2 protein-coding genes and 1 pseudogene are annotated in these 1483 nt (G+C 71.3%); 2 read left to right on the top strand and 1 reads right to left on the bottom strand.

Going from position 1 to position 1483, the window contains the following annotated elements; translation table 11 throughout:
* Positions 1–255: 255 nt before the first annotated feature.
* Positions 256–669 (bottom strand): DUF5318 domain-containing protein, encoded by a 414-nt coding sequence (locus ON38_RS24860; protein ID WP_174372459.1) that lies wholly within the window; start codon positions 667–669, stop codon positions 256–258.
* 284 nt (positions 670–953) lie between these two features.
* Between ON38_RS24860 and ON38_RS35095 the strand changes: the two are divergent.
* A pseudogene (locus ON38_RS35095) lies at positions 954–1147 on the top strand (DUF1707 SHOCT-like domain-containing protein); the annotation flags it as partial.
* A 33-nt stretch (positions 1148–1180) separates the two neighbouring features.
* Complete coding sequence (locus tag ON38_RS36665) at positions 1181–1438, top strand: DUF1707 SHOCT-like domain-containing protein (protein WP_051165145.1); 258 nt, start codon at positions 1181–1183, stop codon at positions 1436–1438.
* The last annotated feature ends 45 nt before the right edge of the window (positions 1439–1483 follow it).

Here is a 1483-nt window from a genome sequence, read left to right as displayed (position 1 = left end):
GGTCGGCCGCCCTGCCCGGGACGTGGCGCGTTCGCGTTCGGCGCGGGACCACGGTTGGGCGTACCCGGTCGCTGCTGCGGCTCCCGACCCGGAAGCGGTCCGCGCTGGGTGCGACCACCGCGCGGGTCATCGCCGAGTGGGGGGTCGTAGGGCGAAGTCACTGACAAGGTCTCCAAAGCTCGTATCGGTCGGATGGGCTCGCTCCGCGGCGCCCCTGGGGGCTCGGCGCGGGCACCATCGTCGGGCCGGGCGGTCTCATTCCGCGGCGGTGCGCCGGTTCACCCGGGAACCGGAACGCCGGCCCTGCGGCGTCTTCCCGAGCACATAGGACTGCACCAGATGATTCCAGCTGCATGTCCGGCACACCTCGACCACATGAACCGAGAATTCCTCTCGGGTCTCGGCCAGGCGTACCAGCTCTTCCGGGCTGCGCGCGGAACCCGCGACCGGCCCCAGGCCGTCGCCGTAGACCCAGGATACGAGGGTGAGTTGTTCCTTCCGGCAGATAGGGCATGTGACCTCGCTCCCCCGGCCGTGGAATTTGGCCGCACGCAGGAGGTAGGGATTGGCGTCACATACCTCGGCGACATCGACACGGCCCGCATAGACGTCAGCCAGCAGCGACTTGCGCCGGAGCGCGTAGTCGACCACTTGCCGCTGTATTCGCACGCTCCCAGAGTAGCGGTGATGTATTGGCGCCGCCCACGGCCGCATTGGATTCGTACCTCCGCCGCACGGGCGCGGTTCGGGTGTCCGCGGGCCGGGCCCGGTGCTCCGCGGATTCCCGGAGTGCGCAGACGTGATGGGTGGTCGGTGGCGGGTTGTGCGCCGGACGGGCGGGCGAGTTGGCGCATGTGTGCCATCTGTCCCGGCCGATACCTTCCCGGTTACCGCCGTATGAAAGGTGATCCGTGCGAACCCACGGCAAGACGCTCTCACCGTACGATTCGGGGGTGTCCACGGTCATACCCGGTCGTCTGCGCGCGCGTGATATCGACCGCGCCGAAACCGCGACTGTGCTCGACGCCGCCTATGCCGAGGGGCAGCTCGGCGCCGGCGAGTACCACGATCGCATCGCCGCGGCCGGGCCGCGAAAACTCTGGGCGAACTGTCCGAACTGGTCGCGGATCTGCAGACGCCGGCCGCGCGGCGCGTCCGCCGCGAGCGTGCCGCCGGTTCCGTGCCGGCCTCCGGGTACTCGCCCGATACCCGCGCCCGCACCGCCGACCGCGATGCCGCCGGCGAGGTGCTGAGCCGGGCTTTCGGCGAGGGCCAGCTCGCGGAGGACGAGTACGGTGCCCGCGCCGAACTGCTCGCCGCCGCCGTCACTCTGGGGGATCTCGCGGAACTCACCGCCGATCTCCAGGGTGCGCGGCCCGCCCCCGCCGCGCGCCCGCCGGCTCGTTCCGGTGGGCAGGGAAGTACTTCGCGGTGCTGAGCGCGGCGGCGCTCGCGGTGGCGTTCGGCGCCTTCGCGCTCGTCC

The organism is Nocardia testacea NBRC 100365, assembly GCF_000308775.1.
Lineage (GTDB): Bacteria > Actinomycetota > Actinomycetes > Mycobacteriales > Mycobacteriaceae > Nocardia > Nocardia testacea.
This window is presented reverse-complemented; position numbering and strand designations above follow the sequence as displayed.